Origin of the sequence: Micromonospora sp. NPDC049081, from assembly GCF_040648835.1 — a bacterium.
GTDB lineage: Bacteria > Actinomycetota > Actinomycetes > Mycobacteriales > Micromonosporaceae > Micromonospora > Micromonospora antibiotica.
Window position 1 is genome coordinate 1 of sequence record NZ_JBEZEK010000024.1, and the last position, 15,365, is coordinate 15,365.

Annotated in this window: 11 protein-coding genes; 9 read left to right on the plus strand and 2 right to left on the minus strand. The window is 71.6% G+C overall.

The annotated features are described in order from the left end of the window. Together AB0B63_RS26280 and AB0B63_RS26285 are read left to right on the plus strand one after the other, a co-directional pair. On the plus strand, positions 1 to 1,038 hold a 1,038-nt coding region (locus AB0B63_RS26280), incomplete at its 5' end, for a KR domain-containing protein (RefSeq protein WP_357023361.1). An 11-nt stretch (positions 1,039 to 1,049) separates the two neighbouring features. Further along, positions 1,050 to 2,564 (plus strand): FAD-dependent monooxygenase, encoded by a 1,515-nt coding sequence (locus AB0B63_RS26285; protein WP_357023364.1) that lies wholly within the window; start codon positions 1,050 to 1,052, stop codon positions 2,562 to 2,564. A gap of 86 nt (positions 2,565 to 2,650) precedes the next feature. Here AB0B63_RS26285 and AB0B63_RS26290 read toward each other — a convergent pair whose 3' ends face one another. Both AB0B63_RS26290 and AB0B63_RS26295 read right to left on the minus strand, forming a co-directional pair. Beyond that, positions 2,651 to 2,902: a phosphopantetheine-binding protein gene (locus tag AB0B63_RS26290; protein ID WP_208569850.1), complete on the minus strand. Its 252-nt coding sequence runs from the start codon at positions 2,900 to 2,902 to the stop codon at positions 2,651 to 2,653. A 20-nt stretch (positions 2,903 to 2,922) separates the two neighbouring features. Beyond that, a complete protein-coding gene (locus AB0B63_RS26295) occupies positions 2,923 to 3,954 on the minus strand; it encodes a ketoacyl-ACP synthase III family protein (RefSeq protein ID WP_244253278.1) in 1,032 nt (343 codons plus the stop codon). 562 nt (positions 3,955 to 4,516) lie between these two features. Between AB0B63_RS26295 and AB0B63_RS26300 the strand changes: the two genes are divergently transcribed. From AB0B63_RS26300 to AB0B63_RS26330, 7 genes are all read left to right on the plus strand, one after another. Then, positions 4,517 to 7,510 (plus strand): BTAD domain-containing putative transcriptional regulator, encoded by a 2,994-nt coding sequence (locus AB0B63_RS26300; RefSeq protein WP_357023367.1) that lies wholly within the window; start codon positions 4,517 to 4,519, stop codon positions 7,508 to 7,510. Positions 7,511 to 7,718: 208 nt separating this feature from the next. Beyond that, positions 7,719 to 7,925 carry a hypothetical protein gene (locus tag AB0B63_RS26305; RefSeq protein ID WP_208569853.1) on the plus strand — a complete coding sequence of 69 codons (207 nt, stop codon included), beginning with the start codon at positions 7,719 to 7,721 and terminating at the stop codon, positions 7,923 to 7,925. A gap of 423 nt (positions 7,926 to 8,348) precedes the next feature. Then, positions 8,349 to 9,134 (plus strand): AfsR/SARP family transcriptional regulator, encoded by a 786-nt coding sequence (locus AB0B63_RS26310; protein ID WP_208569854.1) that lies wholly within the window; start codon positions 8,349 to 8,351, stop codon positions 9,132 to 9,134. Next, positions 9,131 to 9,907, plus strand: a complete 777-nt coding sequence (locus tag AB0B63_RS26315) for an alpha/beta fold hydrolase (protein WP_357023371.1) — start codon at positions 9,131 to 9,133, stop codon at positions 9,905 to 9,907. Before AB0B63_RS26310 ends, AB0B63_RS26315 begins: the two co-directional genes overlap by 4 nt. Before the next feature lie 184 nt (positions 9,908 to 10,091). Next, entirely contained in the window at positions 10,092 to 10,943 is an 852-nt protein-coding gene (locus tag AB0B63_RS26320; RefSeq protein ID WP_357023374.1) for a hypothetical protein, read from the plus strand. Further along, positions 10,940 to 14,050 (plus strand): amino acid adenylation domain-containing protein, encoded by a 3,111-nt coding sequence (locus AB0B63_RS26325; RefSeq protein ID WP_357023377.1) that lies wholly within the window; start codon positions 10,940 to 10,942, stop codon positions 14,048 to 14,050. The genes AB0B63_RS26320 and AB0B63_RS26325 overlap by 4 nt, the downstream gene beginning before the upstream one ends. Before the next feature lie 12 nt (positions 14,051 to 14,062). Beyond that, the gene (locus AB0B63_RS26330; protein ID WP_208569858.1) at positions 14,063 to 15,280 is read left to right on the plus strand and encodes a cytochrome P450; all 1,218 of its coding nucleotides are present in this window, start codon (positions 14,063 to 14,065) and stop codon (positions 15,278 to 15,280) included. The last annotated feature ends 85 nt before the right edge of the window (positions 15,281 to 15,365 follow it).

Below are 15,365 nucleotides of genomic sequence, written 5' to 3' on the forward strand. Positions count from 1 at the left end.
ACCACCCAAACCCCCCACACCCTCCACACCACCCTCACCGCCAAAATCGACACCACCCACACCCTCCACACCACACTCCAACACCACCCCGACGTGAATCTCGTCGTCTTCGGCAGCGCCACCGGCACCCTCGGCAACGCCGGTCAGGCCAACTACGCCGCGGCCAACACGTTCCAGGACGCCCTGACGCACCACCGTCACACCCTGGGGCTCGCCGGCACCACGATCGCGTGGGGACTGTGGCACACCGAGTCGGGGATGGGCGCCGGCCTCCAGCAGCAGGATCTCCAGCGGCTCGGCCGGATCGGCGTACGGCCGATGGACGTCGCGGACGGCCTGACCGCCCTCGACGCGGCCGTCGACCTGGGGCAACCGGTGACCGTCGCGATGGGGCTGCACCTGCCCACCCTCGCCGCCCGTGCGCGTGACGGGCTGCTCGCGCCGCTCTTCCGGGCGTTGACCGGGCCGGTCGACGCAGCCTCGTCGGAGCGGGACGGTCCGGCGACGCTCAGGCCGCTGCCCGAACGACTCGCCGGGCTCACCGACAACGATCGGCACGCCCTGCTGCTGACCCTGGTCTGCGAGAACGCGGCGATCACCCTGGGCCATGCCGGGACGGCGGGCATCCCCCCGGAGCGGCAGTTCAAGGACCTCGGCATCGACTCGCTCACGGCGGTGGAGCTGCGTAACCGGCTCGCCACGGCGACCCAGCTGCGGCTCTCGGCCAGTCTGATCTTCGACCACCCGAGCCCGGCACAGCTGGCGAGGCACCTCGGTGAACGGTTGACGCCCCGGGAGCAGGACCCGTTCGCGGTGTTGTTCGCCGAGTTGGACCGGCTGACCGCCGACCTGACGGTGGCGGCACCCAACGCCGCGGCGATGGGCCGGCTGGCCGCCCGGCTGGCCGGCTTCCAGGACCGGGTGGAGGAGCAGCGGTCCGCCGTGGTGGCGGAGACCGGTGACGAGGTGACCGCGATCTCGACGGCGACCGACGACGAGATCTTCGACCTGATCGACAACGAACTCGGCATCGGCTGAAGGAGTCGCACATGACCGCACCAGTGATCATCGCCGGGGGGAGCCTGACCGGGCTCATGCTCGCGCACGAGCTGACCCTGTGGGGGATCGACGTCGTCGTGCTGGAGCGCAGCCCCGGCCTGACCGACGAGTCGCCCGGACAGGCGATCAACACCACCACCGCCGAGCTGCTCGACCAGCGGGGTCTGCTCGCCGGCCTGCGCGGGCACGTCTCCCCCGTGCAGGGCACCCACTTCTCGCTGATGTGGTTGGACATGTCGCCGCTCGACGGCCGGCACCAGCCGGCCATGCTGCTCGGGCACCAGTTCATCGCACGGCGGCTCGGCGACGCCGCCGTGGCCCGGGGGGCCGACGTGCGCCACGGCCACCGGGTGACAGCCTTCCACCAGGACGACGACGGCGTACGGGTCCGGGTCGCCACCCCCACCGGCGAGTACCACCTGTACGGCAGCTTCCTGGTGGCGGCCGACGGCGAGGACAGCACGGTGCGCGCGGCGGCCGGCATCGACTTCCCGGGGGCCGGCCCGGCGAACTGCGGCCTGGTGGCCGACGTGGAGGTAGCGGTCGCGGACCTGCCACCGGAGCACCGGGGGTCGAAGTTCTGCCCCGGCGGGGGCGTCTACTCGGCGGTGCCGGTCGGGCCGGGGCTGCTGCGGGTGATCACGGCGGAGTTCGACGTCGCGCCTCCCGCCGACACCGCGCCGACGACCGCCGAGCTGCGGGCGGCGATCGCCCGGCTCACCGGGGCGGAGTTCCCGGACGCGCCGGTGCGCTGGATCCGTCGCTACGGCGGCCAGACCCGGACCGTGGACCGGATGCGCAGCGGCCGGGTCTTCCTGGCCGGCGACTCGGCGCACACCTTCTATCCGTTGGCCGGCCTGCGCCTCAACCTGTGTCTGCAGGACGCCGTGAACCTGGGCTGGAAGCTCGCCGCGGAGCTGTCCGGGTGGGGCCGCCCCGACCTGCTGGACACCTACCACGAGGAGCGCCATCCGCAGGCGGTCCGGGCGGCAGCGGCCACCGATGCGCAGCTCGCGCTGATCCATCCGATCGACCGGGTGACCCCGCTGCGTGGCCTCTTCGCCGATCTCCTGCGCCTGCCGCAGGTCAACACCTACCTGTTGGAGCTGTCCACCGGGCTCGACGTCCGCTACGACGTCGGGGTGGAGCCGACCGGTCCGGTGCCGGCGGGTCGCCGGCTGCCGCATGTGCCGCTGACCGGCGTACGGCCCCTGGCCGCCCCGGCGACGGGGGCGACGACGTCGGGCGGCGTGGCCGACCTGCACCATGGCGGGCGCGGGGTCTACCTGGACCTGGCCGGCCGGACGCCCGAGGCGGCCGGACGCACCCTGGCGGCGCTGGGTGACCGGGTGGACGCGGTTCGCGCGGACCCGACCGGGGAGATCCCGGTGGACGCCGTCCTGGTGCGCCCGGACGGTCACGTCGCCTGGGCCGGGGATCCGGTCGCGGATGCCGAGGGGTTGTCCGGCGCGCTCAAGTCGTGGTTCGGTGAGCCGGCCGGGTGACCGGCGGCACGGCCAGCGCCCCCGACCGGTGGTCGGGGGCGCTGGCCGTCAGGGCGGTCGGGTCGGACCGGTTCGGGGCAGGCGGGTCAGGGTGCGGTGACGGCGTCGGCGAGCTGCTGCGACCAGGCGGTCACGGTGGGTGCGGCGGCGAGGTCGCCGAAGCGCACGCGCATCCCGGCGCGACGCCAGCCGTTGACCAGCCGCATCAGTTGCAGGGAGGTGAGGCCGAGCTGGACCAGGTTGGCGTCGTCGCCGATGGCTGCGGCGTCGAGGCCGATCACGACGGCGATCGCCTGCCGGATCTCCTCACGTGTGGTTGCCGTGGTTTCCTGCTGCACGGTGGGTCCTTCCGGTCGACTCAACGGTGCTCTTCGATGATCTTGACTACCGCGCAGCCGACCTCGATGCCGACGCCGACCGCGAGCAGCAGGACGTGGTCGCCCGGGCCGACGGCACCGGTGGTCACCAGGTGGTCCAGGGCGAGAATCTGGTCGCTGGCGCCGCAGTGCCCGACCGTGCGGCTGAAGTCCCACACGGTCTGCTCGGCGGTGATCCCCAGCGGGTCGAAGATCCCGTTCTGGAGTTGGTCGAGGGCCACCCCGCTGTGGGCGACCCGGGCGATGCCGGCCATCGTCACCCCGGCCTCGTCGAGCACCCGGTCGACGGTCTCGGTGACCAGGTCGCCGAGGTGGAACACCGGTGGGGTGACACCGTTGGCCCACTGCTCGGCCCAGTAGCGGGAGCGCGCCTCGAGGTCGACCCGCTGCCCGGTGGTGATGCTCGGCGGGAACAGTGGTTCGCCGCCCCGGTGCAGGACCTCGGCCGCCGGGTTGGACGCCGAGCCGACCGCGAGGAGTTCGGCGAAGCCGCCCCGGGTGGACAGCAGGGCGGCGCTCGCGCCGTCGGCCAGCACGTAGTGCGAGCTGATCCGCCAGCGGTCGACGACCGGGGTGGAGAAGTTGTCGGCGGCGGTGAGCAGGACGGCGGTCGACTCCGGGTCGGCCATCAGTTGCGCCGCCGCCAGCCGCAGCGCCGACAGCATCCCGTTGCAGCCGTGGTGGATCTCCAGCGCCGGCACCCCCCGCCCGCCGAGCGTCTCGTGCAGGATGTAGTGCGGGGCGGACCAGGTGTCGGGCCCCTGGTAGTGGACCGGGCAGTGCATCAGCGCCGCCACGTCCTCGGGGCGGTGGGCGGACCGCTTCATCGCCTCCGAGGCGGCCTGGAACGCCATGTCGGGGGCGGGCATGTCCGCTGCGACCGCGATCGAATGAAGATCGCTGTGGGTGCGGTTCGCCTCGTCGTACCAACCGCGTTTCACGGCTTCTTCGGTGGTGATGCGGTCCGGCAGATACGTGCCGACACCAGCGACAAAGACGTTCTGGACTTTCATTGCCACCCGCTTTCGGGAAATGGTGCGGCCAACATCCCCAACGGTCCCCGGCCCGCCTAACGGCGACCTAAAGAGGATCTTGGTACGGGCCGGTGGTGGCGCACCCGCCCGTCCGGCGCCCCACCCGGCGGGACGGATCCGGTCGGCGCAGCCGCCAGCACCGCCCCGACCGTCGGTCCGGGCCCGCCCGCTCGTGGCGAACGAGCAGGTGTCGGTACTTGCGGGGCGGCTTTTCATGAGGGAGAGTCACAGCGCGGGCGAGTCGCATCGCCGACAAGAGACCTCTATTCGAAACGCTCCCGTGCACGTCGTTCCCGGCACCCGACACCGCTGGCCCGGGCCCTCCCGCACAAACACCTTCGGCAAAATTCTCGGAACGGTCTTAACGACCATATCGACAACATGAAATAAAGCAGGTTGACACTCTCGCCGAAACATGATTAATTGCGATTCGTCACATCTCTTGGGGAGGGACACGTTGCCATCCGGGGATGATCGAGAGTCGTTGATCACCGCCGATCAACCAATTGTCTTCAAACTCCTCGGTCCCCTGGAAGTGTGGGTGGACAGCGTCCGCGTACCCCTCGGCGGCACCCGGCAGGAACTGGTGCTCGCGGCCCTGCTGCTGGCCACCGGATGCGTCGTCACCCTGCAACAACTCGTGCAGGTCGTCTGGGAGACGCAACCACCCTCGACGGCGGCGCACCAGATCCGGAAGATCGTGGCGGACCTGCGTCGGCGGCTGCCCCCCGGGCTGATCGTCACGGACGGGCCGGGCTACCGGATGGACGTCCACGACACGGCGGTCGACCTGAAGATCTTCGAGAGACAACTCGTCCGGGCCCGGGCCGCCGAGGACGGCGGCCGTCCCGACGAGGCCATCGACGCCCTGTCCACCGGCCTGTCCCTCTGGCGCGGCGACGCGCTGAGCGGCATGAACGGCCTCACCGTACGCACCGCTGCGGCCCGCGCCGACGAACGACGCCTGATGACCGTCGAACGTCTGATCACCCTGCAACTGGAGATCGGCGAGGAGGGTGACCTGGTCGGCCAGCTCCGGGCGCTGGCGGCCGAGCACCCGATGCGGGAGCGGCTGCTGGTCCTGCTGATGACCGCGCTCTACCAGGCCGGCCGGCAGGCCGAGGCCCTCCAGGTCTATGCCGACGCCCGGCAGTCGCTCGCCGACCAGTTGGGCATCGACCCCGGGCCGGAGCTGAACCGGCGGCACGAGCAGATCCTGCGCAACGACCCGGTCCTCGACCCGCGCGCCGCCACCCGGGCGTCGGCACCCGCGGCCCGGGTCGTGACGTCGTCGAACCGTCCGATGACGATCCCCCGGGACCTGGTCGACTTCACCGGGCACGTCGACACCCTGGAGTCGCTCGTCGGTTACGCCCGACCGGACGCCACGGCGCTGACCCTCGTGTCCATCAACGGAATGGGCGGTGTCGGCAAGACCACCCTGGCGATCCACGCCGCACACCGCCTGGGCAAGGGCTTCCCCGACGGTCAGCTCTTCCTGGACCTGCACGGCTTCACCTACGGCCGGGAGCCGGTCGACCCGGTCGAGGCGCTGGGCATCCTGCTGCGGGCGGTGGGCACCCCGGGCGAGCAGCTCCCCACCGACCAGGTCGGCAGGTCGGCGCTGTGGCGGGCCAAGACCGCCGACCGGTCGCTGCTGATCCTGCTGGACAACGCCAGCAGCGCCCAGCAGGTCCTCCCGTTACTGCCCAGCTCGGCCACCAGTCTGGTACTGATCACCACCCGGTCACGGCTCAACGGGCTGGACGGGACCCACTCGATCACCCTCGACCCCCCGCTCGACGACGAGGCCAGCGCGATCGTCCACCGGCTGCTCGGTGACCGGCACCGGGCGACCGAGGCCGAGGTGCAGGCCCTGGTCGAGGCGTGCGGGCGGCTGCCGCTGGCCCTGCGCATCGCCGTGGCCCGGCTGCACAACCGCCCGAAGTGGACGCTCGGCTATCTGATCGGCCGGCTGCGCCGCGAGGGACGGCTCATGCGGGAGTTGGTCCTCGACGACCGCAGCGTCGCGGCCAGCATCGGCCTGTCCTACCACGGGGTCGGTCCCGACCATCAGCAGATGTTCCGCCTGATCGGGATGTTCCCCGGGGAGAGCTGCGACGCCTACACCGCCGCGGCGCTCGCGGGCGTCGCGCAGGAGCGGGCCGAGCAGATCCTGGAGGACCTGCTCGACTCGCAGTTGCTCATCCAGCGGCAGCTCGACCGGTACGAGATGCACGACCTGGTCCGCAACTTCGTCCGCACCGTCCTCGCCCAGGACGACGACGAGAACGCCACCGCCCTGCACCGGTTGCTCGACTACTACGTCGTCACGGCGGAGACCGCGGCGAACCGGGTCCAGCCCGGTCGGTTCGTGACCGAAGCCCGGGTACGGCATCCGCCGCAGGACGTTCCGCCGCTGGACGACCAGGCGGAGGCGCTGGAGTGGTTCGAGGCCGAACGACGCAACCTGCTCGCCGCGATCGACCTGGCGACCGACCGGGGGCACGACTTCCACCTGTGCCACCTGCCCCGCACGATGGCCTTCTTCCTCTACGTCCGGGGCGAGATGCACGAGCACGTCGCCACCTTCCGCAACGCCGCGGCCGCCGCCCGCCGCATCGACGAGCCGGTCCACGAGGGACTGAATCTGATCAACGTGGCGATCGCGCACTGGTATCTCGGGGAGTTCACCGAGGCGCTGGAGTGTTACGCCGACGCGCTGGCCATCGCCCAGGACACCAACGACACCGTCGGGGAGGGCACCTGCCTGGGCCGGATCGGCATCGTCTGTGCCAGCATGGGCCGGTTCGAGGAGGCGCTCAGCTACCAGCAACGGGCGCTGGCCATCCACCGTACGATGGGCGGCCTGGCCGAGCAGGGCAATGCGCTGAGCAACATCAGCCAGCTACAGAACGTCCTCGGCATGCACGCCGAGGCGGTGACGAGCGCCCGTGAGGCGGTACGCCTGCTCGACGGCCGTGACCAGCCGGCCGACCTCGCCTCGGCCCTGACCCGGCTCGCCTCGGCGCAGAGCAGCCTGGGCGAGGGGACCGCCGCGCTGGCCACGCTGACCCGGGCGGCCGTTCCGGTGCAGACCACGAACAGCCGCCGGGCCCGGGCCATGCTCGAGACGCGGTACGCCGAGGTCCTGATGCGGCTGGGTCGGCTCGCCGAGGCCGAACGGCACGGACTGAGCGCGTTGAGCCTGCTGGGTGGCCTGGAGAACCCGGCGCTGCGCGCGGAGGTGGAGAACGTCCTCGGTCGGGTCTGCACGGAACGCAGCGACTTCACCGGTGCCCTGACCCGGCACCGGACGGCCCACGAGAACGCAGACCGGATCGGTCTGCGTCTCGAACAGGCGCGCGCGTTGGACGGTATGGGACGCGCCCACGCGGGTCTCGGGGAACTGGATCAGGCGATGACGGACTGGCAGGCCGCGCTGAGCCTCTACCGTGCCATGGGCGTCACCGGCGACGATCTGGAGCAGCACCTCGGGCGGCTGGAGCAGTCCCGGTCGGCCGTCGCGCACTGACCGCCGGCCCGATGCCGGGCGGCCACCGTCACGGGGCACGGCATCCGCACCTCGAAACAGCACCGCCCGACGACATCGATCAATGCGTTGCCATGGTGGGGCGTCCTAGAATCCGCTACGGATCGATGACGTTATTCGGTCGGCGGGCGCCTCAGCGTGGTCCACCATTGTCGAGCAACGGCCCGTCGGCGACCACCGTGACAACGGTGTGGCCCTCCTGACCGGCAGCTACCTGACCGCGATCTGCGCCGAGCCCGGTAACCGCGGAGGCCCCAACAGCCAGGCACAATACGACAGCGGCCCGAACCAGGATGCGGATCTTGAACATGACGTTCCCCCGATGCTCGTCGGTCGTTTTGACAATGCCACTGTCACAACCGTCGCTACCGGAACGATCCCACATCGCTACCCATGAATACCATTGCGATCCCAGATGGCGAGGACGACGACAGTGCGGCACTTATGGGCGCATGACGCAAAACGCATTCAAAACCAACGGTTGTGGCGACTTCGGTCTATCGGGTAAACATGGTGTGCCGGCGTGGACCGCCGTCGCCGCACCCGGGTGCCGCCTCCGCCACCGGCCGACGACACCCGCCCGGCGTCCCGCCGCCGTCGTTCCCGGCTCCCGGCGGCCCGCCCTCCCCACCGCGAACTGCGGCGATGTGGCCGGCGGGAACGGATCGGGACTGATTCGGTATCGACCTGCGCCACAGTGGCGTAGTGACTTGGGTTGACCAGACGGCGGACTGACTCGCCACGACAGCGCCGGCACTCCACCCGATGCCACGCACCGCCGACACCGCGCCGGCGGGCCCACTCGACGGGGGGAACATCCGTGAAGTACGAGATCCTTGGCGAGATACGGGTCCATGGCGTCGGCGGTGTCGTCACACCACGTACCCGCAAGACCGAGACCCTGCTGGCGGTGCTGCTGGCGAAGACGAACCAGATGGTCACCTCCGACCAGTTGCTCAGCGAGATCTGGGGCGAGGACACGCCCAGCCGGGCCAACGACGCGCTCTACGTCTACATCTCCCAGCTTCGCAAGGTGCTACGCGCCAGCGGCCACGACGCCGCCATCATGACCCGGCCCCGGGGGTACACCATCCTGACCGCCGAGGGCGACCTGGACGCCGACGAGTTCCGCCGGCTGGCCCACCTCGGCCAGCAGCTACGCCGGGCCGGCCAGTTCTTCCCGGCTGCCCAGACCCTGCGCAGGGCCCTCCTGCTCTGGGGCGGACCCGCGTTCAGCGGACTGATCGACAGCCCGGTCGTGTACGCGTACGCCACCCTGCTCAACGAGCTGCGCATCGAGTGCCTGGAGCAGCTGATGGAGATCGAGCTGACCCTCGGCGGCCACCGTGAGATCGTCGGCCAGCTCTCCGCCCTCATCACCGAGCAGCCCCTACGCGAGAAGCTCTACCAGTACCTGATGCTCGCCCTGCACCGTTCGGACCGCCGGGCCGAGGCGTTGGCCGTCTTCCACACCGCCCGCCAGCGGCTCGACATGGAGATCGGCATCGAGCCCTGCCAGGCCCTGCGCGATCTGCACCAGGACATCCTCCAGGACCGCGACCTCGGATCGTCGATTCTGGTCAGCCCGCTGGCGGCGGCGTCGTGACCACGACCACGGCGAACGTGCCGTACCGCACCGACGAGCCCGACCTCTGGCTACGCCGGTTCGGCACCCGCAGCAGCGGCGGACCCACCCTGATCTGCCTGCCGCACGCCGGCGGCGCGGCGACGTTCTTCCGGCCGCTCGTCGAACTACTCGCCGCCGAGGCGGACGTGACGTGCGTGCAGTACCCCGGCCGGCAGGACCGCCGCAATGAGCCGCCGGTCGGCACCATCGACGCCCTGGCCGACCTGCTGACCGAGGTGATCCGGGCGGCCGTGCCCGGACCGGTGGCGCTGTTCGGGCACAGCATGGGCGCGATCCTCGGCTTCGAGGTGGCGTTGCGCCTGGAACAGCTCGGGGTCGCCCCGCTGTGGCTGTTCGCCTCCGGTCGCCGGGCGCCCGGGGTGTCCCGGCACGAGACGGTCCACCTGCGCGACGACCGGGGGTTGCTCGCCGACGTCGCGGAACTCAGCGGCACCGATGACGACGTCTTCGCCGACGAGGAACTGACGGCGATGGTGTTGCCGGCCATCCGGGCCGACTACCGGGCGATCGAGACGTACGCGCCCCGGGCCGGGGTGCCCCGGCTGCGGTGCCCGGTGACGGCGCTGCACGGCAGTTCCGACCCCCGGGTCGAGCTCGCCGACGCGCGGGCCTGGGCGGGCCACACCGACGGCGGATTCCGACTGCAACCGTTCGCCGGCGACCATTTCTTTCTGCTGCGGCACTGGGCCCCGGTGGCCCGGGCGATCCGGGCGGATCTGCGGCTGGGCTGAGCCCCATCGACACGGACCGGCCCCGGTGCGCACAGGCAGCGGGGTCGGTCGGATGGCGTCCCCCATTGCCGTCCGCAGTGGCGAAGATCGGCGTCGATCGACGCGGGGTCCGGCTTTAGAACGGTTTCAGTGACCGGCCATAGCGTTCCCCAGACGGACAGTGGAGCGAGGGGACCGAAACACGATGAATGAATCGACCACCTGGCGAGCATTGACGACAGGCAGCACCGACGAGGTCGCGTTGGCCATCGACTTCGACGCCACCGGCCGCCCGGAGGCGCGGTTCGCCGACCTGGCACCGCACCTGGGGCCGGATTCGAGCGTGTGGGAGACCGTTCCGCTCGGCATGGACGCGTTGGCCGGGCCCAGCGGCGAGGGATACGTGAAGCGCTGGGCCGACGAGGTCCGCGACAGCGGCCGTACGGTGACGGCGGTCATGGGATTCTGCGCCGGGGGCGCACTGGCTCCGGCCCTGGCCGCGCAGGTGGGTCAGTGGCAGGCGGAGCCCCAGCTGATCCTGTTCGACCCCGAGACCGTCACGCCGCTGACCATGTACTGGCAGTTCGCCAAGATCATCGAGGTGGCCACCTCCTCGCTGACGCCGACCGAGCTGGACGAGGCGCGGGAGGCGGGCCGGCAGGCCCAACGCGACCTCGCCGGCCTGGAGCCGCTGGCGGACCGGCTCAGCGAGATCTTCGGACAGGTCGGCGCGGTGGCCTTCCCCCGACTCGGCCTGGACGCCACGAGCGGCGCCGAGGTGGTCACCCTCTTCCGCTCCTTCATCAGCTACCTCTGCGCCGCCGGCCAGTTCGACCCGCTGCCGGCGTGGTCGCGGGCGACGGTGCTCACCTCGGCGAGCCCCACCAGCGGCCTCAACGGGTACCGGACGATCAACCCGCAGGCCCCGACGAACCTCGCCGGCAACGAGATCACCTTCCCGGTCGAGCACGCCGGGATGCTCGCCGACCCGGCGGTCGCCGCAGCCACCCGCGAGCTGCTCGGCCGGGTACGGGTCCACGGGGGGGCACGGTCGTGACCGGGCCGGCCGCCGCCACCCGCAAAGAGGAGGCGCTGTGGATGCTCGACCAACTCGTCCCGGGCTCCGGCGTCAACAACCTGGCGGTGGCCCTCGACGTCGAGGGTGAACTCGGGGACTGGGAGCTGGAGGAGACCCTCGCCCGACTGCTGGAACGGCACGCCACGCTGCGTACGGTCTTCCGCGACACCCCGGCGGGGCTGTTGCGGCACGTCCTCGGCCCGACCGAGATCACCATCACGCTGGACCAGTACGAGGTCACCCGGGCCGACCTGGAGGAACTGCTCACCGACTACGTGGGTCGCCCGTTCGCGATGGACGGCAGCCCGCTGCTGCGCGCCGGACGGTTCCGCACCCCCGAGGGGGACGTGCTCTGCCTCGCCGTGCACCACCTCAACTTCGACGCCCTCTCCTCGGTGGTGCTGACCGAGGAACTGGTCGCCCACTACACCGCGATCTCGGAGGACGCCGAGCCGCCCGCCGAACTGGCGCAGCCGGCCCCGGTCTGCGTGGAGACGGCACCGAGCCAACGCAGCCTCACCTACTGGCGGGACCAGCTGGCCGGGTTCGACCCGTCCGGTCTCGCCCTGTGGTGCGAGGCCCCGGACGTGGCCCAACCGACCCTCACCGGCGACCGGGTCAGCGCCCGCCTGTCGGCGACGGCGTACGACGCGGTGCGTACCCTCGCCCGGCAGCTGCGGGCACCGGAGGCGGTCATCCTCTACGCGGCGTACAGCCTGCTGTTGTCCCGGCACGGCGCCGGCCGGGACGTCGTCGTGGGCGCACCCGCCTCGCTGCGGACCGCCGAGAGCAGCCGGGCCGTCGGCTACCACATCAACACGCTGCCGCTGCGGCTGCGCATCCCGCCGGGCGTCACCTTCGCCAGCCTGGTCGGGGAGGCCCGTGGGGTGTTCCTCGCCTCGATCATCCACCGCGAGGTGCCCGTCGAGGCGCTGATGGCGCAGTTCCGACCGGCCACCGGTTCCTGGCGCAACCCGGTCTTCAAGCACCTGTTCAACTACGTCCCGGACGAGGGGCAGGCCAGCTACGACCTCGGTGGGCTGCGGGCCGAACGACGCATCGTGGAGAACGGCTTCAGCAAGTTCGACCTGGAGTTCTTCGTCATCTCGACGGCCGGCGCGCTGGACGTACGGGCGGTCTTCTACACCGAGGTCCTCGGGCGGGCGGACGTGACCGCCATGCTGGCGCGCTTCGACGCGCTGCTGGTGACGCTCGGCCAGCGCAGCGGGGAGCCGGTCGACGCGCTACCCCTGCACGCCCCGGCGGACCTCGCCACCATCGGCGCGGCGAACGCGACCACCCGTCCGGTACGAAGCCCCTCGGTGCTGACGGCCATCGCCGCCCGGGTCGCGGCGGCACCGACGGCGGTGGCGGTCCGCGACGGCGACCGCGAGGTGTCGTACGCCCAGATCTGGGCGGCGGCGGAGCACACCCGGACGGCCCTACGCGCGGCCGGGGTGGGCCCGGGCGGGGTGGTCGCCCTGCTGGGCCGGCGGGGTCCGGAACTGGTCGGCGCGGTCCTGGGCACCTGGCTGGCCGGGGCCGCCTACCTGCCGATCGACCCGGCCCACCCGTACCAACGGATCGTCCACCAGCTCGACGACTCGGGCGCGGGGGTGGTGATCGCCGATCCGGGCACCCCGGTGCCGGAGGTACCCGGCCGGGTGGTGCTGCACCCGGTGGAGGTCACCACCGCCGAGCCGACCCCGGTCGACCCGGCCACCGACGGGTTCGCCGCCGGTGCGGACCCGGCCTACCTCATCTACACCTCCGGGTCGACCGGACGTCCGAAGGGCACCTGGATCACCCACCGGGCGCTGGCCAACCTGATCGAGCACTTCGTCGAGCTGCTCCACGCCGACGCGCGCACCGCGACCCTCTGGCTGACCACGTTCAGCTTCGACATCTCGGCCCTGGAGCTCTTCCTGCCCCTGGCGGCCGGCGGCTCGACCGTGGTCGCCCCGGACGCCGCCCGCACCGACGGGTCGGTGCTGCTGGACGTGCTGCGGCAGCATCCGGTCGACATCGTGCAGGCGACACCGACGACCTGGCGGCTGGTGGCCGAACAGGCGGGGGACGTCCTACGCGACGTCCAGCTGCTCAGCGGCGGCGAGGCGCTGCCCGCCGGGCTGGCCCGGCAACTCGCCGGGGCCGGCCGGGAGCTGCACAACGTCTACGGCCCCACGGAGACGACCATCTGGTCCACCGCGGCGCTGCTCGACGCCCCGTTCAGCGGGCCCGTCCACGTCGGTACGCCGATCGCGAACACGCAGGTCCTCGTCGTCGACCCGGAGGGTCGCGAGCTGCCGGTGGGCCTGCACGGGGAACTCTGCATCGCCGGCGCGGGTGTGGCGATCGGCTACCACCGCCGCCCGGAACTGACCGCCGAACGGTTCGGCGGGCACGAGCGGTACGGGCGGTTCTACCGCACCGGGGACCTGGCCCGCTGGCGGCCGGACGGCACCATCGAGGTGCTCGGCCGGATGGACCGCCAGGTGAAGCTGCGGGGCAACCGGATCGAGCTGGGCGAGGTCGAGTCGGTGCTCGGTGAGCATCCCGCGGTCGACGCGGCGGCGGTGCTGGTGCACGGTGGCGCGGACGGCACACTCGTCGCGTTCGTCGTCGGCCCCGACCCGCACGACGCCGTCCACGACGACCTCTGGCGGCACGCCATCGGGGTGCTGCCGCACGCCGCGGTGCCGCAGGAGTTCATCGTCGTGGCGGGCTTCCCGACCACCGGCAACGACAAGGTCGACTATCCCGCGCTGGGTCGGCTCGCCGAGGAGCGGCAACGCCGGGCACGCGAGGCCGTACGCCCGGCGGCGGCCAGCGGCGACCCGGTGGTCGACGAGCTGATCACCCTGTGGCAGGACCTGCTCGGCCACGCCGATGTGCACGCCGCGTCCAACTTCTTCACCGCCGGGGGGCACTCGTTGCTCGCCGCCCGGCTCGTCCAGCAGGTCGAGGCCCGGCTGCGGGTCCGGCTCGCGCTGGCCGACATCTTCGCCAACCCCACGCCGACCGCACTCGCCGAGGGCGTACGGGCGGCCCAGCGGCAGCGCCTCGACCGGATCTCACTCAACTAAGGAGCATCCACCATGACAATCACCAGCGACCTGCCCGTCGTCGACCTGCCCGCGCTGCCGTTCGAGCGCGACCAGTTCGACGTCAACGGCATCGCACCCCTGTTCCGCGAGCTACGGGACACCCAACCGATCGTCCGGGTGCGTACCTCGGCCGGTGACGAGGCGTGGCTGGTCACCCGGTACGAGGAGGTCAAGACGCTGCTCAACGACCCGCGTCTGGGCCGATCGCACCCGGAGCCGGCCAAGGCGGCCCGGGTCGCGAACGCGGCCGTGCTGACCGGGCCGCTGGGCACCCCGGACAAGGAGGTCGCCGCCCGGCAGCGGTTCCGGCGGCTGATCGGGCCGTCGTTCGCCGCCCGCCGGGTGGAGAAGCTGCGCGGGCAGGTGCAGGAGATCGTCGACCAGCTGCTTGACGATCTCGCGGCGAGTCCGCAGCCGGCCGACTTCCACGAGGCCCTCTCGTTCCCGCTGCCGGTCCTGGTCATCTGCCAGCTGCTGGGCGTGCCGACGGAGGACCGCACCGAGTTCCGGCACTACTCGGCCGGCGCCACCGCGCTCGACGACCCCGCCGCGGCGAAGGCCGCCTGGGAACGGCTCGTCGCCTACATGTACCGGCTGATCGACATCAAGCGGGCCGAGCCGGGCGAGGACGTCTTCTCCGACCTGCTCGCGGTCGCCGAGCAGGAGAACCTCACCGACGACGAGATCGCCCGGATGGGTGCCGGCCTGCTCTTCGCCGGCCACGAGACCACGGTCACCCGGCTGGACCTCGGCACCCTGCTGCTGCTCACCCACCCCGACCAGCGGGAGAAGCTGCAGAACGACCTGAGCCTGGTGCCGTCCGCGGTCGAGGAGATGCTGCGCATGGTCGCCCCGTCCACCCAGGACGTCCTGCCCCGCTACGCGCACCAGGACATCACGGTCTGCGGCACCGACGTACCAGCCGGTGACCTGGTCCTGCTGGCCTTCACCGCGACCAACCGGGACCCGGACGTCTTCGTCGACCCGGACCGCTTCGACATCACCCGCGACTCGGACCGGCACATCGCGTTCGGGCACGGGCCCCGGTTCTGCATCGGGTCGAGCCTCGCGCGGGCCGAGTTGCAGTGCCTGTTCGCGACGTTGCTCGTCCGCTTCCCCAACCTCCAGCTCGCTGTCCCCCCAGCCGAGCTGGAGTTCCGCGACTTCACCCTCACCGGTGGCGTAACCTCCCTTCCCGTCACCTGGTGAGCTGAGTTCGCGGAACCAACTGGCACCGCCGGCCACGTCCCGCCGGCGGTGCCAGTGCCGTGCCCGCCACCACCCTTCCGGCATA

Excerpts from the sequence above, each read along its gene's own strand:
- AB0B63_RS26285 (WP_357023364.1), top strand. The coding sequence starts at position 1,050 with ATGACCGCACCAGTGATCATCGCCGGGGGGAGCCTGACCGGGCTCATG.
- AB0B63_RS26295 (WP_244253278.1), bottom strand. The coding sequence starts at position 3,954 with ATGAAAGTCCAGAACGTCTTTGTCGCTGGTGTCGGCACGTATCTGCCG.
- AB0B63_RS26320 (WP_357023374.1), top strand. The coding sequence starts at position 10,092 with ATGAATGAATCGACCACCTGGCGAGCATTGACGACAGGCAGCACCGAC.
- AB0B63_RS26330 (WP_208569858.1), top strand. The coding sequence starts at position 14,063 with ATGACAATCACCAGCGACCTGCCCGTCGTCGACCTGCCCGCGCTGCCG.